The organism is Lentibacillus kapialis (assembly GCF_014646635.1).
GTDB classification, from domain to species: Bacteria; Bacillota; Bacilli; order Bacillales; family Amphibacillaceae; genus Lentibacillus; species Lentibacillus kapialis.
This window is the reverse complement of sequence record NZ_BMNQ01000003.1, coordinates 1-24,339: the sequence shown is the minus strand read 5'-3', so window position 1 is coordinate 24,339 and position 24,339 is coordinate 1. Positions and strand designations below refer to the sequence as shown.

26 protein-coding genes are annotated in these 24,339 nt (G+C 39.5%); 6 read left to right on the top strand and 20 right to left on the bottom strand.

The genetic code is table 11. The features are described from left to right. The first annotated feature begins 89 nt into the window (after positions 1-89). On the top strand, positions 90-713 hold the full coding sequence (gene lexA, locus IEW67_RS02130) for a transcriptional repressor LexA (protein WP_188631407.1): 624 nt from the start codon (positions 90-92) through the stop codon (positions 711-713). A 268-nt stretch (positions 714-981) separates the two neighbouring features. Here the strand turns inward: lexA and glnA are convergent, their stop codons facing one another. From glnA to IEW67_RS02060, 14 genes are all read right to left on the bottom strand, one after another. Then, complete coding sequence (gene glnA / locus IEW67_RS02125) at positions 982-2,319, bottom strand: type I glutamate--ammonia ligase (RefSeq protein WP_188631406.1); 1,338 nt, start codon at positions 2,317-2,319, stop codon at positions 982-984. Positions 2,320-2,439: 120 nt separating this feature from the next. Next, positions 2,440-3,687 carry a methionine gamma-lyase family protein gene (locus IEW67_RS02120; protein ID WP_188631405.1) on the bottom strand — a complete coding sequence of 416 codons (1,248 nt, stop codon included), beginning with the start codon at positions 3,685-3,687 and terminating at the stop codon, positions 2,440-2,442. Between the two features lie 7 nt (positions 3,688-3,694). Beyond that, positions 3,695-4,936, bottom strand: a complete 1,242-nt coding sequence (gene hflX / locus IEW67_RS02115; RefSeq protein WP_188631404.1) for a GTPase HflX — start codon at positions 4,934-4,936, stop codon at positions 3,695-3,697. A gap of 178 nt (positions 4,937-5,114) precedes the next feature. After that, positions 5,115-6,038 carry a stage V sporulation protein K gene (gene spoVK, locus IEW67_RS02110; RefSeq protein ID WP_188631403.1) on the bottom strand — a complete coding sequence of 308 codons (924 nt, stop codon included), beginning with the start codon at positions 6,036-6,038 and terminating at the stop codon, positions 5,115-5,117. A 211-nt stretch (positions 6,039-6,249) separates the two neighbouring features. Next, positions 6,250-6,474: an RNA chaperone Hfq gene (gene hfq / locus IEW67_RS02105; RefSeq protein ID WP_188631402.1), complete on the bottom strand. Its 225-nt coding sequence runs from the start codon at positions 6,472-6,474 to the stop codon at positions 6,250-6,252. Between the two features lie 47 nt (positions 6,475-6,521). Further along, a complete protein-coding gene (gene miaA / locus IEW67_RS02100; RefSeq protein WP_308430699.1) occupies positions 6,522-7,448 on the bottom strand; it encodes a tRNA (adenosine(37)-N6)-dimethylallyltransferase MiaA in 927 nt (308 codons plus the stop codon). A gap of 20 nt (positions 7,449-7,468) precedes the next feature. Then, complete coding sequence (locus tag IEW67_RS02095) at positions 7,469-7,918, bottom strand: Dps family protein (RefSeq protein ID WP_188631401.1); 450 nt, start codon at positions 7,916-7,918, stop codon at positions 7,469-7,471. Positions 7,919-8,821: 903 nt separating this feature from the next. Further along, positions 8,822-9,937 (bottom strand): glycosyltransferase family 2 protein, encoded by a 1,116-nt coding sequence (locus tag IEW67_RS02090; protein WP_188631400.1) that lies wholly within the window; start codon positions 9,935-9,937, stop codon positions 8,822-8,824. 148 nt (positions 9,938-10,085) lie between these two features. After that, the gene (locus tag IEW67_RS02085) at positions 10,086-11,612 is read right to left on the bottom strand and encodes a phytoene desaturase family protein (RefSeq protein ID WP_188631399.1); all 1,527 of its coding nucleotides are present in this window, start codon (positions 11,610-11,612) and stop codon (positions 10,086-10,088) included. A gap of 123 nt (positions 11,613-11,735) precedes the next feature. Continuing rightward, complete coding sequence (locus tag IEW67_RS02080) at positions 11,736-12,209, bottom strand: glycosyl-4,4'-diaponeurosporenoate acyltransferase CrtO family protein (protein ID WP_188631398.1); 474 nt, start codon at positions 12,207-12,209, stop codon at positions 11,736-11,738. Positions 12,210-12,236: 27 nt separating this feature from the next. After that, on the bottom strand, positions 12,237-13,634 hold the full coding sequence (locus IEW67_RS02075) for an aldehyde dehydrogenase family protein (RefSeq protein ID WP_188631397.1): 1,398 nt from the start codon (positions 13,632-13,634) through the stop codon (positions 12,237-12,239). Next, complete coding sequence (locus IEW67_RS02070; protein WP_188631396.1) at positions 13,627-15,117, bottom strand: phytoene desaturase family protein; 1,491 nt, start codon at positions 15,115-15,117, stop codon at positions 13,627-13,629. Before IEW67_RS02070 ends, IEW67_RS02075 begins: the two co-directional genes overlap by 8 nt. A gap of 20 nt (positions 15,118-15,137) precedes the next feature. Then, on the bottom strand, positions 15,138-15,998 hold the full coding sequence (locus IEW67_RS02065) for a phytoene/squalene synthase family protein (RefSeq protein ID WP_188631395.1): 861 nt from the start codon (positions 15,996-15,998) through the stop codon (positions 15,138-15,140). A 16-nt stretch (positions 15,999-16,014) separates the two neighbouring features. Beyond that, entirely contained in the window at positions 16,015-17,529 is a 1,515-nt protein-coding gene (locus tag IEW67_RS02060; RefSeq protein WP_188631394.1) for a phytoene desaturase family protein, read from the bottom strand. A gap of 167 nt (positions 17,530-17,696) precedes the next feature. Here IEW67_RS02060 and IEW67_RS02055 point away from each other — a divergent pair, with 167 nt between their 5' ends. Then, complete coding sequence (locus tag IEW67_RS02055; protein WP_188631393.1) at positions 17,697-18,584, top strand: MerR family transcriptional regulator; 888 nt, start codon at positions 17,697-17,699, stop codon at positions 18,582-18,584. Between the two features lie 2 nt (positions 18,585-18,586). On the opposite strand, the gene IEW67_RS02050 is transcribed toward IEW67_RS02055, so the two are convergent. After that, positions 18,587-19,099 (bottom strand): DUF1722 domain-containing protein, encoded by a 513-nt coding sequence (locus IEW67_RS02050; RefSeq protein ID WP_188631392.1) that lies wholly within the window; start codon positions 19,097-19,099, stop codon positions 18,587-18,589. Between the two features lie 162 nt (positions 19,100-19,261). Between IEW67_RS02050 and IEW67_RS02045 the strand changes: the two genes are divergently transcribed. The 3 genes from IEW67_RS02045 (at position 19,262) to IEW67_RS02035 (ending at position 20,856) form a co-directional block, all read left to right on the top strand. Beyond that, positions 19,262-19,738 (top strand): SRPBCC family protein, encoded by a 477-nt coding sequence (locus tag IEW67_RS02045; protein WP_188631391.1) that lies wholly within the window; start codon positions 19,262-19,264, stop codon positions 19,736-19,738. A 1-nt stretch (position 19,739) separates the two neighbouring features. Further along, positions 19,740-20,360, top strand: coding sequence for an NAD(P)-dependent oxidoreductase (locus IEW67_RS02040; protein ID WP_188631390.1), 621 nt, complete (start codon positions 19,740-19,742; stop codon positions 20,358-20,360). Between the two features lie 121 nt (positions 20,361-20,481). Then, a complete protein-coding gene (locus IEW67_RS02035; RefSeq protein WP_188631389.1) occupies positions 20,482-20,856 on the top strand; it encodes a TIGR02328 family protein in 375 nt (124 codons plus the stop codon). A 50-nt stretch (positions 20,857-20,906) separates the two neighbouring features. Here the strand turns inward: IEW67_RS02035 and IEW67_RS02030 are convergent, their stop codons facing one another. From IEW67_RS02030 to IEW67_RS02010, 5 genes are all read right to left on the bottom strand, one after another. Next, positions 20,907-21,338 (bottom strand): pyridoxamine 5'-phosphate oxidase family protein, encoded by a 432-nt coding sequence (locus IEW67_RS02030; RefSeq protein ID WP_308430698.1) that lies wholly within the window; start codon positions 21,336-21,338, stop codon positions 20,907-20,909. Between the two features lie 12 nt (positions 21,339-21,350). After that, positions 21,351-21,704, bottom strand: coding sequence for a YugN family protein (locus tag IEW67_RS02025; RefSeq protein ID WP_188631387.1), 354 nt, complete (start codon positions 21,702-21,704; stop codon positions 21,351-21,353). Between the two features lie 219 nt (positions 21,705-21,923). Further along, the gene (locus tag IEW67_RS02020; protein WP_188631386.1) at positions 21,924-22,301 is read right to left on the bottom strand and encodes a carboxymuconolactone decarboxylase family protein; all 378 of its coding nucleotides are present in this window, start codon (positions 22,299-22,301) and stop codon (positions 21,924-21,926) included. Positions 22,302-22,358: 57 nt separating this feature from the next. Further along, entirely contained in the window at positions 22,359-23,387 is a 1,029-nt protein-coding gene (splB, locus tag IEW67_RS02015) for a spore photoproduct lyase (RefSeq protein ID WP_188631521.1), read from the bottom strand. Beyond that, complete coding sequence (locus IEW67_RS02010; protein ID WP_188631385.1) at positions 23,380-23,637, bottom strand: transcriptional regulator SplA domain-containing protein; 258 nt, start codon at positions 23,635-23,637, stop codon at positions 23,380-23,382. The genes splB and IEW67_RS02010 overlap by 8 nt, the downstream gene beginning before the upstream one ends. Positions 23,638-23,816: 179 nt before the next feature. Between IEW67_RS02010 and IEW67_RS02005 the strand changes: the two genes are divergently transcribed. Beyond that, the gene (locus IEW67_RS02005) at positions 23,817-24,077 is read left to right on the top strand and encodes a DUF378 domain-containing protein (RefSeq protein WP_188631384.1); all 261 of its coding nucleotides are present in this window, start codon (positions 23,817-23,819) and stop codon (positions 24,075-24,077) included. The last annotated feature ends 262 nt before the right edge of the window (positions 24,078-24,339 follow it).

Below are 24,339 nucleotides of genomic sequence, written 5' to 3'. Positions count from 1 at the left end.
GTCAACATTTTTTCGAACGAATGTTTGCTTAACCGGGATAAACATGCTATACTTACATCAATAAATATTATGTGCGAGGTGCTTAATTGATGACGAAACTTTCAAAGCGGCAGGAAGCTATTCTCGACTATATAAAAGAGCAAGTGGACGAAAAGGGTTACCCGCCGTCAGTTCGGGAAATCGCTTTGGCGGTGGGACTTGCTTCTAGTTCAACTGTGCATGGTCATTTGGCACGTCTGGAAAGCAAAGGATTTATCAGACGCGACCCCACAAAACCAAGGGCAATTGAAGTCTTAGACCAGACGGAAGAAAGCAATATACCTAGAGAAGAACCTCGGTATGCACCTGTTATCGGTAAGGTAACAGCCGGCATTCCCATAACCGCTGTGGAAAATATTGAAGAATTCGTACCTTTGCCAAGTTCAGTTACTGGTACTGATGAAAATTTATTTGTACTGGTGATTGAAGGAGACAGCATGATTGAAGCAGGTATACTGAATGGGGATATGGTTATCGTTAAACAACAGAATACAGCACAAAATGGTGATATCGTCGTCGGCATGACCGACGAAGATGAAGCCACTGTGAAGCGATTCTTTAAAGAAAGCGATCATATTCGCCTCCAACCTGAGAATGCCACGATGGAGCCGCTTATTTACCAAAGTGTAACCATTCTAGGCAAAGTGGTTGGCTTATACCGTAATGTCGAATAGAATAACTAGGAGGGCACAATCCCGTCTTATAGTATCCGAAAACTTTTAAATGCATAATCAAACGAGGCTTTATCATCTTAGACAGGATGATAAAGCCTCGTCTTATAGCAGGTCATGAAATTCTTCTTATGAGGTCATCCATCATTTATACTTTCTGACGTTATAAAAAATACCGCCCAAATTTGAACTTTGAGCGGCATTCTAAATACAAAATATCGCTGTTGACCCACGAAACATCCCCATAATTATAAATTCTCTAATAGTCTTTTTAATACGTAGTCAAATACTGCTCTCTTTCCCATGGATGAACAGTCGTTCTGAACATATCCCATTCAATCGTTTTTGCTTCCACAAAATGCTCATATAGATGTTCACCCAGTGCTTCAACCACCGTTTCATCTTTCTGCATTTCCAGCAAGGCGTTCATCAATGTTGAAGGTAAATCCATCACACCGTTATTTTTACGTTCCTTTTTATCCATATCGTATATGTTCTGATCAACCGATTCAGGCGGGGTCAACTTATTTTCAACACCATCCAGTCCGCTGGCAAGCAACACTGACATCGCCATATATGGGTTGGCAGCAGGGTCGACACTTCGAACTTCAATCCGGGTGCTTAATCCGCGGGAATATGGAATACGGACAAGCGGACTGCGGTTTGTACCGGACCACGCTACATAGCATGGTGCTTCATAACCTGGAACCAGCCGCTTATATGAATTAACCGTCGGATTCGTAACGGCTGTGAAACTCGTAGCATGTTTAATTATCCCAGCAGTGAATTGATACGCCACATCACTTAACTGCATATCGCCATCTTTATCAAAAAACGCATTTTCGCCATTCCTGAATAGAGACATATTGACGTGCATGCCGGAACCATTAACCCCAAAGAGTGGTTTTGGCATAAAGGTTGCATGCAAATTATGTTTTCTGGCAATCGTCCTGACCACCAATTTGAATGTTTGAATATCGTCGGCATGCTTGACTGCATCTGAATATTTGAAATCTATCTCATGCTGCCCTGGTGCCCCCTCATGATGTGAAGCTTCTATTTCAAATCCCATTTCTTCCAATTCCAGAACAATATCCCGGCGGCAGTTCTCACCTAAGTCTGTCGGTGCCAGATCAAAATAACCCCCGCGATCATTCAGCTCCATTGACGGCTGACCCTTCTCATCCAGTTTAAACAAAAAGAATTCCGGCTCTGTCCCTATATTGAACGCGTCAAAACCGAGTTCTTCCATTTGCTGAAGCTTTCGTTTTAAATTGTAACGCGGGCATCCTGCAAAAGGGGTTCCATCCGGATTATAAATATCACAAATAAACCGGGCTACTTTTCCTTTTTCAGAGGTCCATGGAAATACTACAAATGAATCCAGATCAGGATGCAGATACATGTCAGACTCTTCTATACGGACAAATCCTTCAATGGATGAACCATCGAACATCATTTTGTTGTCCAATGCTTTATCCAACTGACTGAGCGGAATTTCAACATTTTTAATGTTTCCGAGCATGTCGGTAAATTGAAGACGGATGAACCGGACATTTTCCTCGTCAATTCGTTTCATAATATGTTCTCTCGTTAACCCTGATACCATCTAATTTCCTCCTAAATCATTTTAGCTGCACGTCAAAAGATCAACATAAACCTTACGTTTCTATATTAGAGATATCGGCAGTCTATGTAAAGTTATAATATTACCCCAATTTAACAAAACTCAGCTTGTAAAAGATACCAACTCTTTTGCAATCAGATCATCAATTGCTTTTTCAAGTGCAATTTTTACATGGGCGTATGTTAAACCTCCCTGTATAAACGCCGTATAAGGTTCCTTGATCGGCCCATCAGCAGTCAATTCAAGACTAGCTCCTTGTATAAACGTGCCGGCGGCCATAATCACGTCATCCTGGTAGCCGGGCATTTCACCCGGATACGGCGTAACAAAAGCATTAATCGGTGAATTATGTTGAATTGCCTGGCAAAAAGCAATCATTTTTTCCGGATCATTAAAGGTCACCGTCTGAATTAGATCTGTCCGAAACGCTTGATAATCCGGGCTTGTCCGAAATCCTGTCAAATCCAAAAATCTAGCGGTTAAAACAGCACCCTTCAGCGCTTCTCCAACAATATGCGGTGCCATAAAGAGCCCCTGAAACATCTCTTGTAATGTATTAAATGTCGCCCCGGTTTCTTTTCCAAGTCCTGGTGCTGTCAGACGATTGGCACATTGTTTAACATACGGTTCTTTCCCCACAATATATCCACCTGCACGGACAATCCCGCCACCCGGGTTTTTTATAAGTGATCCCGCAATAATATCTGCACCCACATGCAACGGTTCGCGTTCCTCAGCGAATTCACCGTAGCAATTATCAACGAAAATAATAGCGTGCGTATTGATCGACTTTACACAACGAACCATTTCCTCTATTTCACTGATTGAAATAGAGGGTCTGTCATCATAACCTTTTGAACGCTGGATGCCTACCACTTTTGTTTTTGTTGACAACTTTTGTCTGATTCCCGGATAATCAACCGTCCCATCATCTCTTAAATCGACCTGATTATATGTAATATGAAAATTGGCTAATGAACCGCTATGGTCACCGTTTATACCAATAACGGATTCTAAGGTATCATAGGGTTTGCCGGTTATATACAATAATTCGTCACCGGGCCGCAACAGACCGAATAGCGTGGTTGATATAGCATGTGTTCCGGATACAATCTGCGGCCTGACAAGTGCATCTTCTCCTCCAAAAACTTCAGCATAAACCTTTTCCAATTTTTCTCTTCCTAAATCATCATACCCATAACCGGTGGTCGAATTAAAATGCGTATCACTGACACGACAGGATTTAAAGGCATCAAGCACCCGCTTCTGATTTCTTTCGGTTACCGATGAAATGCTTGTGAATTGCTGCTTACAGTCTTGTTCTGCTTGTGTTATGAACTTGTTTAACATCAGTATCTTAGTGTCCCTTCAATAAACTTTTCAAAGGATGATTTTGTCGCATATACCCGCTGACCGAATATATATTTTCATTTTCCTGAAAAAAACGTTCGGTAACAATTGTCTCCTGCTCCAGCCGGTGCAACAATTTCCCCTGGTCCGGATTCAGAAATACGGTATACCAGTCCCATTCATCCTTCAACGTTTGTTCCAACTTTCTCAGCAGCCGGTGGATGTCTGATGGCTCAAGTGCGCTGATGAAAATATTGGGATGATACATCGGTATAAAATCATCATCAATAAGGTCTTTTTTATTATACACCATGAGCTGCGGGATTGTATCTGCGTCCAAATCATGAAGCAAACTATTCACAGTTTCCTGCTGCTGCTCTAAATCAAAATCAGGGTTTGATGCATCAACCACATGCAGGATGTAATCTGCTTCGGTCACTTCTTCAAGCGTTGATCTGAATGCTGCTATCAATGAAGTCGGCAGATCTTGAATAAATCCTACTGTGTCTGTTGCCAACGTCCGAAAACCCGATGGCAGCTGAATTTTGCGCGTGAGTGGATCCAATGTGGCAAATAACTGATCCTCGACAAGCGCATCGCTTTGTGTCAGATGATTAAACAATGTTGATTTGCCAGCATTCGTGTAACCCACAATGGCAACTTGAAAAACATCATTTGTTTTACGGCGCTTGCGGTACTGCTCCCGCTGTCGTACGACTTGTTTCAATTGTTTTTTAATATCATCAATCCGACTTCTTATGTGGCGCTGATCCGTTTCGAGCTTTGTCTCCCCGGGACCGCGGGTTCCTATACCTGCGCCGAGACGTGACATTTCTTCACCGCGCCCCCGGAGCCTTGGCAACGTGTATTCCAGCTGGGCAAGCTCAACCTGTAATTTCCCCTCTTTTGTCTGAGCACGTTTAGCGAAGATGTCCAAAATCAACTGGCTTCGATCAATGACCTGAATACCAATGTGATTAGTTAGATTACGCAATTGCCCGGGTGACAATTCATCGTTTGAGATAATCATATCAGCTTCCAGTTCTTCTGCTGTTTCACGAATTTCTTCCACTTTCCCTTCACCGATATAGAAGGCAGGGTGAATCCGCTGCCGATTTTGGGTGATCACTTTTTCAACAGAACCCCCTGCCGTGCTGGAAAGGGACTTCAGTTCATCAAGGGATGATGCAAAACGTCTATCATCGCTTCCACGCTTTTTTACAGCTATTGCTATTATCCTTTCCGGCATGTCAAAACCTCTTCCTGTAACCATTCTGAGAAAAACTCGGCATGCGCCTTATCTTATAGCAGGTGCCGGAGATTTTCTTATAAGGTCATCCATCATTTATATTTTCTAACGTTATTAACTAACAAATTGTATAGTTGTATATATCATAGCAAAGAACAATTCTCACTACAATTCCATCTCATTCAATATCAAGACACAAATCCTCAGCAGTTAAGTAGATCAAATCGTTAACTGAAAAAGTTTCCTTGCTTAATAACCTCATGGCATGAAGTCGGATGGATTGCTCAACAACATTGCGAATATAACGGGCATTTGAAAAATTGTACTGCATTTGGCGCTTTTCTTTATATAAATGTGTCCGCAGCTTCCATTCAGCTTCTTTTGTCAATTCATATTCTCTGCTCTGAACCATTTGTTGGGCAATCTTTATAAGTTGGGCTGTATCATAATCCTGAAAGTCCAGTATAAATGGAAATCTGGATTTCAAGCCGGGGTTCAGTGTCAAAAAGCGCTCCATTTCATATGGATATCCGGCCAATATCAGTACAAAATCATTATGACTGTCTTCCATGTGCTTTACCAATGTATCAATTGCCTCTTTCCCGAAATCCTTTTCGCCGCCACGGGCCAGGGAGTATGCTTCATCAATAAATAAAATGCCTCCTTTCGCTTTTTGAATGACACCCCGTGTTTTTTGTGCGGTTTGCCCAATATATTCACCGACCAGATCGGCTCGTTCCGCTTCAATAAAATGTCCTTTCGAGAGAAGATTCATATCAAAATACATCTTGGCAAGTTGGCGGGCCACCGTCGTTTTACCGGTTCCGGGATTGCCTTTAAACAACATATGCAGTACTTGCTTTGTACCGGATAAACCGAACTCTCTCCGCTTTTCGTTAATAACAATTGTGGCATAGATTTCCTTAATGGTTCGCTTTAATCGTTTCATCCCTATAAATGAAGAAAATTCGGCATCAATGTGCGAAAACGTATTATTCTCAGTAAATTTCTGTTTGTCTTCATTACGTGTTGCATTATGCTGTTTATCCTGCAGTACAATATTAATTTGCCCGGTTTTGTTTCGATGTTTTTGCGTTTCCACATGATCACTCCTTCGTCACGATAGTATACGCGCTAAAAAAGAAGGTGTGATAAACGCCCACATAGTAGGATCTCTAACAGAATAAAACGGGCGCCCGAAGGCGTCCGTTTTATGACAACGTCAGAAAGTATAAATGATGGATGATCTTATAAAAAACGTCAGCACTCACTATAAGGCAAGACTAGCCCTGAGTTTTTCTAAAACCTTTATGTTATTCCTTATCCAATGACAAATTTTTCACTGGGGCAAATGTGGAGATAGCATGCTTAAATATCAGTTGTTGTTTCCCATCTGTTTCAATCAATACCGTGAAATTATCAAATGCCTTAACGATTCCCCGCAGTTGAAAACCATTCGTTAAAAATATGGTTACCGAAACATGATCCTTTCTAAGTTTATTTAAGTATTGGTCCTGAATGTTTACCGACTGTGCCATTCTACTTCCTCCTCTTTTCTATCTGTATGTATATACTTCTATATTTTTCACAACATTCCTGCTAAGTCAGTTAAAATATTTTTAAATACTGCCTCGCTAGTCTCAGGTGTAACCGAATACCACGTGACATTCATTTTATTTTTAAACCACGTATATTGCCGCTTTGCAAAGCGTCTGGAATTTCGTTTCAGAATATTGACTGTGTCTTCGAATGACTGCTCACCTTTAAAATAAGGAATAAATTCTTTGTACCCGATACCGCGCATCGCCTGATTATCTTCATAGCCTTGTTTATAAAGTAATTTGACCTCTTCCAGGAGTCCCTCTTCCAACATATGATCAACTCGGTTATTGATTCGTTCGTATAAAAGATCTCGATCCATCTCCAAACCGATAAAAATGGGGTGATATGATGAATTTCCTAATTGGTTTTTTTGATATTCGGACATCGTTACCCCGGTTGTTTCATAGATTTCCAACGCGCGGATGAGCCGCCGGTGATTGTTCGGATGGATTTTTGCAGCTTGATCAGGATCCATCTCTTTTAAACGTTTATGCATGAGAGCGGCACCCTTCTCATTAAGTTCGCGCTCCATTTGCTTGGTTACATGCACATCCCTCCGCTGTTTGGAGAATTGATAATCATATAATGCTGCCTGGATATACAAACCACTTCCGCCTGCTATAATCGGCCACTTCCCGCGTGAATCTATTTCATTTATATAATGCTGGACATTTTTTTGATAGTCAGCTACCGAAAAAGGTTCATCGGGATATTTAATATCAATCATATGATGCGGGACCCCTTGTTTCTCTTCATGGGTAATCTTTGCCGTTCCAATATCAAGTCCTTTGTATACTTGCATGGAATCCCCGCTGATGATCTCTCCTCCGAAACGGCTGGCAATCTTGATGCTTAGCCGGGTTTTACCTACAGCAGTTGGTCCTACAATTGATATGACTTTTTGTTTCATCAGCATTCCCCTATTTAACGTTATTCATACGCTCGATATGCAGACAGCATCCAAATGTATTTTTCGAGTTTTCCTTGTAAGGTTACAAGCAAATCGACTGTCGGCTCATCATGATTGTCGGCTGCAAGAGGAATTCCATCCCCTTTTATTTCCGTTACTATTTGTTGATAATCTTTGGTTAGTTGGGCAGTTATTTCATCTTCTTTATCATCAGCCGTTGCTTCCACAAGCGTTGTTACTTTCATATACTTCGCCATTGTTGCCAGCGGCTTGCCGTCAATCATTAATACCCTTTCCGCAATTTCATCCAAATCATCGGCAACAGTGTTATACATATCTTCAAATACATCATGTAATTGAAAGAAATGCCTGCCTTGTATAAACCAGTGATAACGATGCAATTTTACATACATGACAAAATAATTGGATAACAGCTGATTTAAGAAATTGATAAGTTTTTGATTATCCACGGTCAACACCTCACACCCGCTAGTTTTTACGAAGTGTACTTAAATTATACATTTACATGACCCGTTTGATTGTTACCATTTTTGTCTATTTTTGATATGTTGTTCTGCATGCAATTATATAACAAATTATGATATGTCACAATTGATGCATTGCAAACGTTTGTTCTTAATTGTTTAATGTGTGGTCATTTGCGTGGTCACTACATTTGTTGTGGTCATTAGTTAATACTTTAGAAAAGCAAGCATGGTGACTATAATATTAAAGACTCTAAAATCACACATCGTTAGATAACTTGAGAGAAAGCAGTGGCATATGAAGGTAGTTACCCCCCTGAATCACACATCTTGAATGAATTTTGTTTACATCATGCTGCCCGTACTTGACTTATTTTCAGGGCGTTTTATCTGCATATTTTTCTAGTGTTTGGAAAAGAATTAACCCATTACTAAGGGAATGTATATTCGTTTTATTTCGTGTATTTATTTTTTCTAGTTACTTTTATGTGACATTTAAAAGTGTCACATACATAAGCGTAATGTGTTTTTTCCCAAATACCAGAAGCCTAATGAGTTTAATGTTTAGTCCTTATGTTTATATCTTGCAAATATTATTCGTGCCAATAATAATCATTAATGCCATATGGAACTGCTAAACTAAAGTAGACCATTTCCGCTAAATAAAAATGAACACTTTCTGGCAGAGGGGTAGCAGCGAATGGAGGGCTGCCCCTCGGGGCAGCCCTCCATTCGCTTTCGAAATTTTCACCCCCCTATCTTCAAAATTTACAATAATCGCAGTGAACATAAGTAACCTCACTTTTTTACATTGTCTCCTCAACAGTCATATAATACGAACAAAACAATACATGTATAATGATATTATAGTTAGGAATACCACTTCCTTTAAACGTCTATTTTCCGATCTTTCCATTTTACAGAATGCAAAACATATACCCTGAACAAGGAATATATATATATTCCTGTGAAAAATGAGAACAAAATAGGGTGGAAGAAGAAAATAAACCATCTGAAATTGCCACATCTTTTGGCAAACAACAATGTTTGAACCGTATAGAGAAGATATAACAGTCCAGTAAGCATGATGGGAAATGTCTCCATTACTGTAATGGCTGATATTAGTGCTCCTGTGCTTATAAAACTACCTGATATCCAAGCGATAATCATTAGCATAATTACAGGTTGTGTAGATTTTGAACCGACGGCAAAACTTTTACACCAGCCCTCTACAAGACTTTTAAAGCCTTCCGGGTACATGCGAAAAGATATAACTCCCTTACCGCCCATACAATAAACTGGCAATTTTTTATCAAGAAAAGCTTGTCCCAGTGCCAAGTCATCCATAAGGGCTCCTCTGATTTTTTTATGTCCGCCTGACAAAAAGTAATCGTCTCTGTTACATAAAATACAAGGACCAAACGATCCAGCGGTCTTAAACTGGCGTCCCCAAATGGTAAATATATTCATTCCCACTATGACAATAATGTTGAAAATTGCTGAGAGATTTTCATACATGTGTTGCATCGAATGGAAGGGTTGCAAAGATACTATTCCCCTGGCTCCTTTTCGATGATAGAAAGTCAGTATATCTTCAAGGCTGTCAGGATTGTGGAATTGTGTATCGGCGTCTAAAAATAACAGCCACTCTCCTTTTGCATGCCTTACACCTTGCCAACAGGCCATTGATTTTCCTTCTCCATACCTTTTTGTTTCATTCTGTAAAATTTTTATATCAAAAGCTTTTGCAACAGATACTGTATGATCAATAGAATGGTCATCAACAACCAATACTTCGAATGATTGAAAATTTTGTTCCTGTAATGAATACAGTAACGAAGAGATTCTCTCAGCTTCGTTTCTTGCGGGTATAATAATAGTTAAAAAGGGGAAGTTAGCATTTTTATTTTGGTTTGCAGGGACTGGTAAAGACCAGAACATGATAACCCCGAAAATGATTGCGAAAAATCCCAAAATAATATTAATCGTTATAGAAACTGACATGCGATTTCTCCTTTTTCATTGTATTTAGCACAGAAAACTGGCTTTACGAAAGATTGCCTCTCGAAGATTTGTACATTTTGTGCTTTTATTGCCCCTCATTAACATTAATTTTTCGTACTGATACAAATCAAACAACACCACTCCTGCGTCAATCACCTGAATAATCAAATAAAATCTCTTTGTCGTCATGCATAAGTTCCTGTGCAGCAATCCTGGCTGATAGAAGCACAATCGGTATACCTGCACCTGGATGTGTACTGCTTCCTGTAAAATACAGATTAGAACAATCTGATGACTTGCTCTGCGGACGCAGGTGCATGCTTTGAGAAAGGGTGGGCTGCAAACCGAAACTGGAACCATGATACGCATTGAACCTGGACTCAAAATCCAGCGGTGTGATGTAAGTTTCAGTGACAATTTCACGATCAACATTTTCAAACCCGCGTATTTTTTTTAGTGTATCTAAAATGTAGCTGCGATAATAATTAATTGTTTCCTGATCCCACTCATAATCGCTTGCAGCAATATTAGATACTGGCATCAGTATATACAGACCATCTTTTCCCTCGGGTGCTAGTGAAGGGTCCATTTTCGATGCAATATATACATAAAAGGATGCATGCTCCAACTTCTTTCCTTCAAAAATATCATGCATGTTTTTTTCAAGCTTTTCATTGAAAACAAAATTATGAACATGTTGAATTTCCTCGTACTTCCTGTTCATGCCCAGGTATAGGAGAAAACAAGAACAGGAGTATTTCATATGTTTAATCTTTTTATCGGTAAATTTGCCTTTGGCAGCAGGCTCTTTTATCAGGTTTTTCATGGCATATGGAAAATCGGCGTTGCAAACTACAAAATCCGCAGAAACTTTCTTACCATCGACAATAATTCCAGTCGCTTTCCGATTTTGGATAGATATTTCCTCCACTTGCTTGTTATAAAAAATTTCACCACCAAGTTCTTTAAAAAGCTTCTCCATAGACAATGCCATTGTATACATGCCCCCTTTAATGAACCATACACCATACAAAAATTGAATCATTGGTATCATCGTATAAAAAGATGGACCATTAAACGGAGAAATACCAATGTACAAAGTTTGGAACCCGATAATCTGCTTTAATCTTTCGCTTTTGATGTACCTCCCGATAAAATGATCAGCTGTATCCATTATTTTCAGTTTTGATGCCTTCTTAAGTATAGATAAATTATAAAAATCTTCTTTCTTGCGGAATGGCCGTTGAAGAATATTGTGTTTAGCAAAAATAAAGTGTTTATAAATTTCATGGAGATAGTGAAAAAACCCTGCTGTATCTTCTTCACTAATAGATTCAATCGTTTTGGTCAATTCAGTCAAGTCTGAGGAGATGTCGATAGGTTCATCCGGAATATCGCGGAAGTATACCCGGTACATAGGATCCAATTTTTCCATTGGAATATAATCATCAGGGTTACGGTCACAAAGCTCAAATATTTCTCGATATAACTCCGGCATCATAACAATGCTTGGTCCCAGGTCAAATTTATAACCATCTATTTCAATTCGATTCATTTTTCCGCCAGGTGTGGATTCCTTTTCATAAATTTCCACCTGATATCCAGCATACTGTAGTCTTATGGCACTGGCGAGCCCTGCTACACCTGCGCCAATGACAATCACTTTCTTGTTCATGCATACCCCTCATTTCCTTAAGCTATGTTTGGTCATTATTTTTAGATTACTTCTGCATAACCATTGTTTTTACCAGCATGAGCTAATATAAGAGAATCCCCAGTTACATACAAGTTTATTTATTCAAGATAAAATTTCAGTAATACGTCCACGATTATATCGTTGAACAATTATAATGGGCAGGTTGAACACAAGTGCATATACAATCATTACCCAGCCAACCCAAAATGGGTTCCATAAAAAAAATAAAGGAGCGGGAAGGATCGACAGCCAATGTGTTAACTCAGCCCGTTTGGTCTCGTCGGCGAAAGTCCTCAAGTCTTTTACACTGGCGCCATGCAATGCTTTTTTCTCGTAACCTTTTTTAAGAAAAATAGTCCCGTCGATTAGTTTGCTTTTCCATGCTTTTACCCTAAATAGGCGTTGCCATAAATCACCTGATTTTTCCCAGGAGTAGATTTGAAACCAAAAGTTGTTTCCCTGAAAAATTGTCAAAGGCAGTTTCAAACAAATGACTGAAATCAACAGGTGAAAAAAAGTCCAAGCACAAATGTCTATAACGATAATCCAAATGACAGGTAATGAGATAAGCGGCATGGGGGTCCTCCTAAAAAAATTCATTTTTTACATCAGCCATTTACGGAGCCTTTTCAAGATTCGCATATCCTTATCCGAATAAGGCGGGAATTTATCGGGCACATGCATGTAGTGATATGCCTTGTAATCCGTCCTGTCATAGCTGCAAGCATGAAAACCTGCTTTGCCATGATATGCGCCGTATCCGCTGCGCCCAGTTCCACCAAAAGCAACATGTGGATTGGCAGCGTGATGGATGACTTGATTGATACTGATACTTGTTGAATGCATGTACCGTTTCATCATTCGGATATGCTGCTTATGTTTGCTAAAAACATAAGCTGTCAGGGCATCACGCTGAATTAATTGCTGTGAAAACAGTGTTTCTAAATATGTGTAAGGAACAACAGGAAGTACCGGACCGAAGATTTCTTCTTTCAAAACGGCGCTCCCTGGTTTAATATCTGTCAATACTGTCGGGGCAATGAATAAGTTTTTTTGATCATAATTACCACCATGCCTCACCTTCCCTTGACCAATATAATCAGTCACTTTTTGAAAGTGTGCCGTATGACATATCCTTCCATAATCTTTACTATTTTCGGGATGCTTGCCATAAAAATCAATCAGAGCTGCGGAAATTTCCGGCAACACTCTCTTATAGACAGATGTATGTACAAAGAGTGTATCTGGCGCAATACAGGTTTGACCAGCATTGAGGAATTTGCCCCAAACAATTTCCCTGATTGCAGCTTCAGAAAAACCTGTTTCATCCAAAATACAAGGGTTTTTCCCTCCGAGTTCCAGCACAGCAGGTATAAGTTTACTTGCTGCTTGTTGTGCCACTTTTTTTCCTGTCTGCTGACCTCCTGTAAAAAAAATCAGATTAAAAGGCAATGTGGTCAAAAATTCAGCCGTTTGTGCATCTCCTGTGACAATTGCCAATTGTTCTGGAGGAAATAACCGTCGGATAACTTTTTCCAATAGCTTACTTGTTGCAGAAGCATATTCAGAAGGTTTGATGACACAACGATTCCCAGCAGCAATTGCATTGATTGCAGGCATAAGCGCAAGTTGAAGGGGATAATTCCAAGGACTAATAATTAATACACTGCCATACGGATGTTGTGTTTTTTTAATTGCCTCCACATATCCTAATTTAAGATGCCAAGAGCGGTCAGGTTTCATCCACCTATGTAGATTCCTGCATTGGTAGTCAATTTCATTTAATAAGACTGCTATTTCAAAAGCATAGCCTTCAAATGACGCCCTTTCGGTATCGGTTACAAGTGCTTTTATCCAATCCTCCTCATGGTCTGTGAGCATTTTCTTTAGTTTTAAAAGTGTTTTTTTCCGTTTTACTGCGCAAGGATAGGGATTGTTGAAATAATCCGTACGCTGTCTTTTAATTAATTCTTCTAAAACAAGACTATTATTCTCACCCATGTTTCAAATCCCTTTGGACAATTTTATCAGATACCTGCTGTCCGCTTAATGTAACCATTGGCATCCCCCCTCCGGGATTAACCGTACCTCCGACAAAATAAAGATTGTCATAGCGTTCACTTTGTTTTGAATGTTTAAACCCTTTATTTTTTTTGCGATTCGATAAAGTTCCATAAATAGCACCGCGGTCAGATCCATACACTCGCTGAATATCCTCCGGTGTCCATACGTCTTTTGTTACAATACTTTCCCGTAAATCTTCTAAACCCATTTTTTCTAGTTTGACAAGTACCTGCTCTGCAAATCGATCATAGTCTTCTGGTGTAAAAGGTTTATCCTGAATATATGGAATATGGGGAAGCACTTTTAAATTCTCGTATCCTGGTGGAGCCTGTCCTGAGTCTGTTTTGTTTACACTCACAAGATAGATAACCGGGTCATCAGGCAACTCATGACGATGAAAGATTTTATTCATTTGCCGTTTCATATTTTTTGCAAAGAAGAAATTGTGGTGGGCAAGTTGAGGATAATTTTTCTTCACCCCCAAATGCATGATAAGTCCAGAACTAGCCGGCTCGAATTTCTTTTTTAATTTTTTTACATAATGTTTTTTTTCCTGAAGCAGTTGTTCATAAGCTGGAATAACTTCCATATTGGAAATGTAATAATCTGCGGTGAGTTTAGTACCATCCTCCAAAATGGCTCCGGTAATTTTACCTTTCTTTTTTTGGAGTTGGGCAATACCCTTCCCTGTGTGGATTGTCACGCCAATTTCTTCAGCTAGTCGTTCAAGACCATTGGCAAGAATATCCATTCCACCGGGTACATACCATATGCCTTGGTCATGCTGCATGTATATCATCATATTCAACACGGCGGGTGCATCGTACGGGGACGAACCGACATATTTGACGAAATAAGCGAGCATATCCTGTAATTGCTTATTGCTGATCCGCTTTTCAATGGATTGGTGCACCGTTGAGAATAAATCAAAGTCTTTCAAAGCACTGAACATTCCATGATGCTTCAGAATGTCTTTCGTGTTATCAGCACCCTTAAAGTAACTCTTTTCAGTCATATCATAAAGTTTTTTCGAATATCTAAGTAGTTTTTGATATTGTTTAAAATCTCGTTTTTTTAGTGATGGATTTTTTTCCTGCATTTCTTTTAAATCTTCATACAGATCAATAACATTGCCCTCAGGAAAAAAGGAACGCCATTGATGGTTTAACTTCGTAGTTGGAACATAATCCTTCATGTTTTTTCCACTTGCAGCAAAAAGTGTTTCAAATACTTTCGGCATCGTCAAAATAGATGGGCCAAGGTCAAAACCAAAACCATCCTGCTCCAGACGGTTTAATTTTCCACCTAAGTGATTATTTTTCTCATATAAAGATACATTATATCCGTTTTGCGCGAGGGAAATGGCAGCAGACAGTCCACCGAGTCCTCCGCCGATGATTAGTATGCTTTTTCTCGGCACTTCACACAACTCCTTTAAAGTTAAGAGTAACTGCTGATAGTAGTACTGATTTCCTTCATTCTATCTTTGGAAACATAATTTCGTTTGGATAAACAATCATATCCGTTATTTCTAACTGCGTCTAGTATTCCTCTATAAACTTGAACAGATAGCGAAACAGGTATACGGCTGTCAGGGTCAAATTGGCTGATGTTATGCAAAAAGCTGTCATATAAGTGTTCTGCACGAACGGCCAATTTTTCCCACAAGCTAATAAATTGTTTAGTAACAGCACCGCTTTGCAATTCCTGCTGAGCATAATGAAAATAGTCTAATTCATCTTGTGGCAAATAGATACGCTGTTTTTGGTGAAAATCTTCCCCTACATCACGAAGAATATTTGTTAACTGCATCGCAGTACCGAGATCAATTGCTGCCGCACGTAAATCGGCTGCATTTTTAGAAGCAATCACAGGAAGTAACATCAAACCGACAGACCCGGCAACGTAATAACTGTATTGTTCCAGTTCATGCATAGTTTGCGGCATGGTGAAATCTGCATCCATTGCTTGTCCAGTCAGCTGATCAAAAAATGGCTGAATTTCCATATCATAGTCATCAAATACTTGCCGGAGTGCGCGCCATAAGGGTTTATCGATCTCATTCTGCTTTTCAAATAGATCCAGTTCTCTTTTTAATTGTTTCAGAAGCTGTTGCTTTCTTAATTGTGAATGATTGCCATCAGCGCAGTCATCAGCAATTCGGCAAAAAGCATATATAGCATAGACAGCATTTGCTTTTTCGAAAGGAAGTTTTGAAAAAGCATAGTAAAAGCTTTTGGACCGACTTCGTATTATCTGTTTACAAAAATAAAAGTCTGCTTCCGTTTGCCTGGAGTGCATAAAAATACCTCCCTAATTATTGGTAGTTGATTCCCTGATCATCATGAATTAATTCTTGTGCAGCAATTTTGGCAGACAGCAGTACGATGGGAACCCCTGCACCTGGATGTGTACTACTTCCAGTGAAATACAAATTTTTACAATGAGTTGCTTTACTTTGAGGTCGCAAATGGTTACTTTGTGAAAGCGTTGGCTGTAGCCCGAAACAGGCACCATTATAGGCGTTAAATTTGCTTTCAAAATCTTTTGGAGTCATATAGGTTTCTGTAACAATCTCCTGGTCAACTTTTTCGAATCCTTTAATTCTTTTCATAGAATCCAGAATATAGTTTCGATAATAGTGAATTGTTTCTTCGTTCCATTCATACTTTGCTGTAGATAAGTCGGATACAGGCAGCAATATGTATATGCCATCTTTTCCATTTGGCGCCATGGAAGGATCCATTTTTGATGCAATGTATATATAAAAAGAACCGGTCTTCAGCCTGTTGCCTTCAAATATATCATTCAAATTCTTGTCCAATTCTTCATTAAAAACAAAATTATGAACATGCTCGATTTCTTCATATTTACGATTCATTCCCAAGTACAATAAAAAACAGGAACAAGAGTATTTCATGTTGTCTATCTTTTTATCTGTGTATTTTCCTTTTGCTTCCGTTTTCTTAACAAGGTGCTTCATGGCGAATGGAAAATCAGCATTACACATAATAAAATCCGATGCCTCTTTTTTGCCATTGGCATGAACACCAGTAGCTTGGCCATTTTCTATACATATTTCCTCTACATTGGTGTTGTAATGGATATCACCGCCCAACTCCAAAAACAATTTTTCCATTGCTTTTGCCATAGTGTGCATCCCGCCCTTTATAAACCAAACACCATATAAAAATTCGATCATCGGAATCATCGTATATAACGAAGGACCGCTGTACGGTGAAACCCCTATATACAAGGTTTGAAAACTGATCATTTGTTTCAGCCGTTCATGTTTTATATATTTACTGATAAAATGATCAGCGTTGTCCAAAGTTTTCAACTTCATTGCCTGTTTTAACATAAAAGGGGTATAAAAGTCTGTCTGACTGCGAAACGGACGTTGGATAAAATAATTTTTTGCAACAGAAAACCGTTTGTATATTTCCTGCAGGTAGTCAAGAAAACCTTCCGCATCTTCCTCGCTGATTTGCTCTATAGTTTTTATTAAGGTTGTCAAATCAGAAGAGATATCATATGGGCGCTCCGTGTCATCATGAAAATAAACCCTGTACATGGGATCCAATTTTTTCATTGGAATATAATCATCTGGATCACGTCCGCATAACTCAAAGACCTCTTTGTATAAATCCGGCATCATAACAAGTGTAGGACCTAAATCGAACTGATAGCCATCTTGCTCAATTCGATGCATTTTACCCCCGGGGAGGGGCTCTTTTTCAATTATTCTCACTTTATAGCCTGCATGCTGCAAACGAATTGCGCTTGCCAAACCAGCTACGCCGGCGCCAACCACAATCACTTTTTTATTCATATATGTCTCCTTAATAAATAATTATTGATTTATTAACATTATACATTAATTTAAAGTTTTGTACAGTGTATTGATTTTCAATATATATAGACTTTTTTTAGGGAAATCAATTTATTTTGTACAATCTTATGTTACAATTTAGGTACTTTTGTAAAAGGATGAACGCTATGGTCAACTTAGCTGAAAAACATTACTATATTAAAGAAGTTGCTAAATTAACGGGGCTTTCAGAACAGCTAATACGCAAATGGGAGAACAGATATCATATTATTAAGCCGAAAAGATTAAACAATGGTTATCGTGTCTATACACATGAAGATATAATAACGCTGACAGATTTAAAAGAAATACGAGATCAGGGTAAACCGATGAAGGCGGCAATACAAACTGTATTGGCCAATAAAGATAAAGCACGGTGGTATGAAAAACTGGACTTGGTCGAACCAAGTCATTATGTTTCAAAGCTGATTGAGAGAGGGACAATTTATGATGAGAATGGCTTGATTTTCCTGCTAAAACAAGCGAACCATCAGTACGGGCTTGATTTGTTTTTGCAAAACACAGTACGACCATTTATGGAAAAAATTGGGCTTTTGTGGGAGAAAGAAGAATGGGATGAGAGTCAGGAAATAGTATCGAGTCTGGTAGTTCGTGATTTTTTAACGCAGATTAGCCGAAATTTCAGTAACTATGCACAAGCACCTCACGCACTTGGTTTCTGTCTGCCTGATGAATTGCACGAGATACCCCTGCAAATTGTATTACTGCAAATGCGGATGCAAGGTTGGAGAACGACCAGAATCGGGGCATCTCCGAAGTTTACCGCTATCGAACGGCTTATTGATCGAATTCAACCACACAAAGTATTATTTTCTGCAAGCACTTTAATCCCTTTTCAACAAAATGAAAACCTGCTTGAGGAACTGGATGCCATCGCTGCCCGTTATTCTTATATTTCCTTTTATATTGGCGGAAAAGGAGTTTGGGAATACACTGAATTGGTTAAACCAAAACACATGGATATTTCCTTTACCGTTGACGATGTCCTTCGATAAAATTATACCTGGCAAACGACATGATCGCCCATCCAGTACAGGGAAGATTGCGGAAATTTCTTTCCCTGGTGTTTCAGCCTGTATGGTACCTCGTGGAATGGCCGTCCCCTCAGACGTTCCCACAGGCGTGAATACAGCAGATAATCGACATGGTGAATCACTGCCAGCTGTTCAAGTTCACGTATAGCTTGACCGGGGCTTTGCCGGATCAACACATTCAAGTTCTGTTTCGCACCAGCTGGCAGCTGCTTTTTAAAGTAACCGGCTATATGCTGAAGTGCATTAATGATTTGCGGTAACTGCGCACTCGGCACATTTCGGAAGCGGGAATCGGTCTCCTCCATCAGTTGATAAGCAACATTAAATTCTTTAACATCTGGGCGTAAGTACTGCCTTATGTTTTGATAGTTTTGTTGACTGCACGCTAAAATAAAATACTTATTTGCCGCCCAAACAGCCTGGGCAGTCTTCAAAACCAGTTTTTCTTCATCCATTCGATTCGTATTGACGCACATAGTTGTCACCTGCTTTCTTACGAAGTTTTACCTTTTTGGACGAATGACTATGCAGAGCAGAAAGTTTGTATTTTATACTCTGCCAAAATTAATCTAGGTCCATTATAGTACTAAATAGAATATGCGGCAAAAACAAGCGCTATTTTGATGGGAGAGGATGTATTGAAAGTTTATCAATTACGGACGAAACAGCAATTGCCTATTTCACTGCAAGAAGCGTGGGACTTTTTTTCAGACCCGGGGAAACTGCCGGAGTTGACACCGCCATGGATGCAATTCCAAGTGGAAAGTGAGCCCGATGGGAAGATGTATCCCGGTATGATTGCCACCTATCAGGTACGACCAATTCTGGGCATCCGGCTTTCATGGGTTACAGAAATCACCCATACGCAAGAGCAGGTCTACTTCGTCGATGAGCAGCGCTTTGGACCGTACCGATTCTGGCATCATGAACACCACTTCACAGCAACAGATAATGGTGTGGAAATGGCGGATATCGTACATTATGCACTGCCGCTTGGCATCCTCGGTCAACTGATGCACAAAATAAATATAGAGAAAAAACTGCAGAATATCTTTCAATTTCGGTATCACACACTGAAAGAACGATTTGGAGCTGTCGGGAAAAGGAGCATATGAAATGAACATTTACTTACTGGGAGCAACCGGCAGAGTAGGCCGGGAAATCTTAAAAAAAGCCATCGCTGACCGGAATCACATAACAGCGCTTGTCCGGACACCGGAAAAATTACGGGTTAAGTCTGATTTTCTGTCTGTCATTCAAGGGAATGTGTTGGACGAGGAAGCCGTGCGACGCTCCATGTCGGGTACATCCGTGGTGATAAGCGCTTTAAGCACTAATAAAAACCAAACGTTATCCAAAAGCATGCCTTACATTGTACAATCTATGAAGGAGCACGAACTCAACCGTATCGTAACAATTGGGACTGCCGGTATTTTAAATAGTAGAAAACGGCCCGGCATGTACCGTTTTCAAACAAATGAATCGAAACGTAAATCAACAGTCGCCGCGGAAGATCACTTAGCTGCTTTTCAACTGCTGAAAAACTCGAACCTGACATGGACAGTTGTCTGTCCCACTTACCTGCCTGCGGGAGAAAAAACAGGTAAATACCGCACTGCCGACAATGAATTGCCCGAAAATGGAACGAAAATTTCCGTTGGAGATACCGCTGCATTTGCTTATAAGGAACTAACAGAGAGTACCTTTCTCCATAAACGAGTGGGAATTGCGTATTAATGTCTTTTATTACTGCTCTAAAATTATTTGTGAACAAAGCAACTTACAATGTCATAGGAAACTTCATCTAAAGGTTCATGATTCATAAACATATCTACATTTAAAAACGGAGGAGAATACAATGCGTTTATGGCATGAAAATCTATTGCCCAAATTACCCCGGCAACAGTTGCTTGGACAACACAGAGAATGTTGTGCACTTCGTGGAAATGGCTGGGGGAAAAAACATGCTACGGTTAATTATGTATTCCAACATTCACCGTATAAACTCTACTTGTATCACATGAAGGTCATAAACGAAATGAAACGAAGAGGGTACCAAAATGATGTATTGTGGGAGGATCCACATTACCGCGGAAAAACTTGTCCGCCATTCAGTGATGCAAGTTTAAAGAATAAGCATAAATCACCCAGCAATCCAATCTACCCTGAACATGACCAACAGTATCTGCAGGCGTGCATTAAAAACCTTGCGGAGAAAAGAATCAGCCTGTAAATTATCTTATACTGAACCAAGGTACCGGGCATATAAGTGCCCGGTTCCTGTTAAAGTTCAAATGTTTTTGGTTCAGCACCTGTTTTATTCATAATTCGTATTCTAACTGGTGTAATTTCCAGCACAACATAATCCGGATCATCAGGACCATTAAACCAATTCTCCAGATAGGAATTCCATAATTCATTTTTCAACTCAGCGGTGCTGTTTATAGCAGCTTTACCTTCATATTCCACATATTTATCACCAAATCCTTCTCCCTCATAACCTAACAAAATATGAGTGTATGGGTTTGCTTTAATTTCTTCAGCCTTATGCGTTTCCAAACTGGTTGCAGTAAAAAGCTTTAAATCTTTTCGTATAAATGTCATGTATCTTGAGTGTGGCTTATTCTGTTTCACTGTCGCCATTGTACCAACAGCACTATCATCTATAATTTTTTCAAAAATATCTTGCATTTCCTGATTACTCAATCGGGACATTCCTTTCATTGGTTATGCAAAACGGACATATTCCATTATATTATTGACTGCTTGTTCGCCCAGTTCCTCCCATTCGTTTTTATCCCTTATCAAGCCATCTTGATCAAGTGGCTCTTGAAACTGGCTGAAACCTGTGGCAGCGCCTAGTGCATTTGCATTTTTGTCCAGCCCTGTATTAACGACATGCTTGATTACACACGGTGTTTCAAATTGAATATAGGCATTTGGACGGTCTAGTTCCCCATCCAGGCATCCCTTGTGATAATCCCAACATTCTCCGAGACAATAACCAAGCTTTTTTGAGTGCTTTGCCATATCGCGGTAATAGGTTCTTTTCCCTTCAAGTTCTGTTTGCAATTCAATCATTTATGGCGCTCTCCTTTATAACATGTTTATCCGTATTATTTACCTATGGAAGTAAATAATACCAAGAGCGCTTAATTTTTCTAAACCCATAGATTACCGGATCATTTGGGTATATATACCTCAGCGGTGAAAACAAAATTACCAGGCCCAATAGTGTCGATAAAATTTACGGATTAAAAAACACAGGTTTCCAGTCATAAACCACAGGTCCCTACAAATCTAATGACCTTTATGATGCAGTTCCTGAATTGCACCCTGTACGAGTGTAACGGTCTGGCTCATGGCGGCTCCTCCGCCAAACGCACCGGAGACACCAACAGCTTCAAGAATTTCATCTTCAGAACAGCCCTGATCAATGCACCCTTTTGCATGATAAATAATACAGTACTCATCCTGGGAAATTACACTTATTCCCAACGCAATGAGTTGCTTTTGTCTTCGAGAGAGTGATCCTTCCTGAAAACAAACTTCTGTAAATGCTTTATATGCTTCCGCAATATCAGGCATCTTTTCAGAAAAATGTCCAAGCCCTTCTTTATAATCATGCAGCGCATCCTTTGCTGAAATTGTATGCTGAATATTTTGCTCTTGTTCCATTTTTTCATACCTCCTGGCTTAGCCAAAAATTTATAAGGTTTGTTGGTATTTATGCTATCAAGTAAAGTACTCGATTTTTGATTCAGGGAAATATTGATGGATGTAGTTCCCCAGAGTATCCTTGATGTCTTCCTGTTCCTCACTGGTATATACGTACTTACCGATTCCATATCTGCCCCATTTCCATTTCCGTTTCGACTCATCAAGTTCTAACTTAGTCATCGGATAATTTTCTTGTATAACACGTTTGGCAGGCTTGGTAAATCGGTGCTGAATCATTTCGAATGTTAGATCTCTCTTGGCAAATCTGGGTAATGCATCCTTTAGTTTTTCAAACATTTCGTGATAACCATTTTTCCAATCATCATGCAAATAAATAGGGGCAACGATAAAACCTAATGGATAGCCTGCTTCTGCAACTTTAACCGCCGCATTAATCCGTTCATTCAATCTTGACGTGCCTGGTTCAAAATATTTTATGACATAATCATCATTGATACTGAAACGAAAACGGGTTCTCCCATTGTGTTCTGCATCCAACAGATGATCAACATGCTCGAATTTTGTTACGAACCGCAATCTGCCATAAACAGACCTTCCGAAAAATTCAATTGCCTTTTTAAGTGTATGGGTCAGATGATCAACCCCAACAATATCTGAAGTGCATGATGCCTCAAAGCGTGTTATTTCCGGAGCTCGTTCCTCCATATATGCTGCTGCGGCATCAAAAATTTCATCGGTATTAACGTATGTCCGAATATATGGTTTACTACCCATTGTTGTCTGTAAATAGCAATAATGGCAATGACCCATACATCCGGTAGCAAAAGGAATCGCATATTCGGCTGATGGTTTTGATGTGTCAAACTTTAGTGTCTTGCGTACCCCCACAACAAGTGTTGATTTCGCGTTCCGATATTTTTGGAAATGATTATCGCCGGGAAGGTTGCGAATATGATTATGTGAGGTTGTCTCCCTGATTTCAATTCCCATACCCCAGAATTTATCTACCAGTTTTTGTCCCAACGGATACTCAAGTGCCCGGGGTTCAACATAAATTAATTGCGGAACAAATGGCTTAACCATAATAATCACCGTCTTCTGGTGATCCAAACGCTTCATAAAAAGTTTGTTCCGCTTCCTCTTCTGTTTCAAAAACGGCGAATTCCTCCGATAAAGGAAAGTAAGTTTCATGTAAAAACAAAGCCAGTTCTTCGGGAGTATCTGGATTTTGTACAACTGCTGCCTGCTGTACATTCGCTACATCCTGAGCATGCGGATTACGAATGATAATATAGACAACCTGACCGGGAGTAAATGACTGATTGACTTCCATATTTTCACCTGATTTCTTTTGTAATTCCTTCTTATTATGACAATCTTTTATGTAATTATGACACACATGTTTCACAGTATAGCGAAAATTTCTGAGGGAAAGAGAAATATGTCAGAAAAACAAGCAAAATGGAGGTGATTCAAGCGTGGAAACTTTAAGACGAATCAACACTTGGGTTGATGATTATAGGCACAATTAACTGGGGACTGATTGGATTTTTTCAATTTGATTTAGTCATCGCTCTTTTCGGCGGGCAAGATGCTGGAACGGAAAAAATTGTCTATGCACTTGTCGGCTTAAGCGGATTATTTTGCTTAACCATATTGTTTAGTCCTATGGATGAAGAAAACGTTAGAAATTCAAGAAATCTAAATTACAGTACTGAACTTGGAGAAGAAACTGACCTTTCTGATACTGAGAAACAAAAGTACAATAGTTAGTGTACTTATTAAAATCTTATTAAATAATTTAAAACATTTCAGAAACAAGATAGGAAGCTCTTCTCTTATTCCGGGTCATTTCTGATACTAGCTGGTACCGTTGATTTTTTCTTACTAAATCCAATTCTTTTTGTAATGTAAGCGTCAAATAATCCCCACCTATGTATAGATGGGGATTTCATGTATGCTTTATTTAGATTTATTTGGAACGTGGCATTCCTGTGGTAGCGTTGATGACCATGGCATGAATTGAGCCAATTGT

Coding starts and splice junctions, on each gene's coding strand:
- IEW67_RS02085 (WP_188631399.1), bottom strand. CDS start 11,612: ATGAACAAGAAAGTGATTGTCATTGGCGCAGGTGTAGCAGGGCTCGCC.
- IEW67_RS02050 (WP_188631392.1), bottom strand. CDS start 19,099: ATGTGCGTCAATACGAATCGAATGGATGAAGAAAAACTGGTTTTGAAG.
- IEW67_RS02005 (WP_188631384.1), top strand. CDS start 23,817: ATGATTATAGGCACAATTAACTGGGGACTGATTGGATTTTTTCAATTT.
- IEW67_RS02040 (WP_188631390.1), top strand. CDS start 19,740: ATGAACATTTACTTACTGGGAGCAACCGGCAGAGTAGGCCGGGAAATC.
- IEW67_RS02065 (WP_188631395.1), bottom strand. CDS start 15,998: ATGCACTCCAGGCAAACGGAAGCAGACTTTTATTTTTGTAAACAGATA.
- IEW67_RS02120 (WP_188631405.1), bottom strand. CDS start 3,687: ATGTTAAACAAGTTCATAACACAAGCAGAACAAGACTGTAAGCAGCAA.
- IEW67_RS02060 (WP_188631394.1), bottom strand. CDS start 17,529: ATGAATAAAAAAGTGATTGTGGTTGGCGCCGGCGTAGCTGGTTTGGCA.
- IEW67_RS02025 (WP_188631387.1), bottom strand. CDS start 21,704: ATGATTGAATTGCAAACAGAACTTGAAGGGAAAAGAACCTATTACCGC.
- hfq (WP_188631402.1), bottom strand. CDS start 6,474: ATGGCACAGTCGGTAAACATTCAGGACCAATACTTAAATAAACTTAGA.
- IEW67_RS02010 (WP_188631385.1), bottom strand. CDS start 23,637: ATGGAAGTCAATCAGTCATTTACTCCCGGTCAGGTTGTCTATATTATC.
- hflX (WP_188631404.1), bottom strand. CDS start 4,936: ATGCCGGAAAGGATAATAGCAATAGCTGTAAAAAAGCGTGGAAGCGAT.
- lexA (WP_188631407.1), top strand. CDS start 90: ATGACGAAACTTTCAAAGCGGCAGGAAGCTATTCTCGACTATATAAAA.
- miaA (WP_308430699.1), bottom strand. CDS start 7,448: ATGAAACAAAAAGTCATATCAATTGTAGGACCAACTGCTGTAGGTAAA.
- splB (WP_188631521.1), bottom strand. CDS start 23,387: ATGGTTAAGCCATTTGTTCCGCAATTAATTTATGTTGAACCCCGGGCA.
- IEW67_RS02075 (WP_188631397.1), bottom strand. CDS start 13,634: ATGGGTGAGAATAATAGTCTTGTTTTAGAAGAATTAATTAAAAGACAG.
- IEW67_RS02090 (WP_188631400.1), bottom strand. CDS start 9,937: ATGTCAGTTTCTATAACGATTAATATTATTTTGGGATTTTTCGCAATC.
- IEW67_RS02030 (WP_308430698.1), bottom strand. CDS start 21,338: ATGTCCCGATTGAGTAATCAGGAAATGCAAGATATTTTTGAAAAAATT.
- IEW67_RS02035 (WP_188631389.1), top strand. CDS start 20,482: ATGCGTTTATGGCATGAAAATCTATTGCCCAAATTACCCCGGCAACAG.
- IEW67_RS02080 (WP_188631398.1), bottom strand. CDS start 12,209: ATGCCGCTTATCTCATTACCTGTCATTTGGATTATCGTTATAGACATT.
- glnA (WP_188631406.1), bottom strand. CDS start 2,319: ATGGTATCAGGGTTAACGAGAGAACATATTATGAAACGAATTGACGAG.
- IEW67_RS02055 (WP_188631393.1), top strand. CDS start 17,697: ATGGTCAACTTAGCTGAAAAACATTACTATATTAAAGAAGTTGCTAAA.
- IEW67_RS02020 (WP_188631386.1), bottom strand. CDS start 22,301: ATGGAACAAGAGCAAAATATTCAGCATACAATTTCAGCAAAGGATGCG.